Source organism: Vibrio sp. 1078-1, from assembly GCF_033340475.1.
Genome location: NZ_JAWOWM010000692.1, coordinates 1 through 564 on the forward strand (window position 1 = coordinate 1; position 564 = coordinate 564).

The following is a 564-nucleotide window of genomic DNA, read 5'->3' on the forward strand; positions in this document are numbered from 1 at the left end:
TTGGCAGATCTAAAGAGAAAAAGTCGACAGGTTTACCCAATTTTTTGTTCTTACGGATAGCACTAGATACACGACCGCCGCCACTATTGTAGGCTGCGATTGCGTGTTCCCAGTTTCCATCAAAACGTTCATTTAATTGAACAAGATAATCCAATGCAGCATCGGTAGAGGCAGCGACATCGCGACGCCCGTCATACCAGTAGTTTTGTTCAAGCCCCATCATTTTCCCGGTGCCTGGCACAAACTGCCACAAACCTGCTGCGCTACCGTGCGAGTAGGCGAAAGCGTCAAATGAGCTTTCCACAACCGGTAGAAGAGCAAGCTCCATTGGCAAACCACGTTCTTCGATACGTTGCGTGATCATGTAAAGAAATGGCGCTGCACGTTTAGATACCGTGTACAGGTGGTTTGGGTGTTTCAAATACCACGTACGGTAATAATCCACTTTCTTGTTGTTTGGGATGTCCATTTCAAGCTGCATAGCAATACGTTGCCACACATCTTCTTGTTCCTGAGGGGAGAGAACTTTTGGCGTATCCTTAGCAGAATCTTTCGCCAAAGATT

General features: G+C 46.6%; 1 protein-coding gene. It reads right to left on the minus strand.

Features of this window, described 5'->3' with window-relative positions; translation table 11 throughout:
• The coding region (locus R7190_RS29550) for a transglycosylase SLT domain-containing protein (RefSeq protein WP_318138161.1) at positions 1–564 on the minus strand (564 nt) is incomplete at both ends.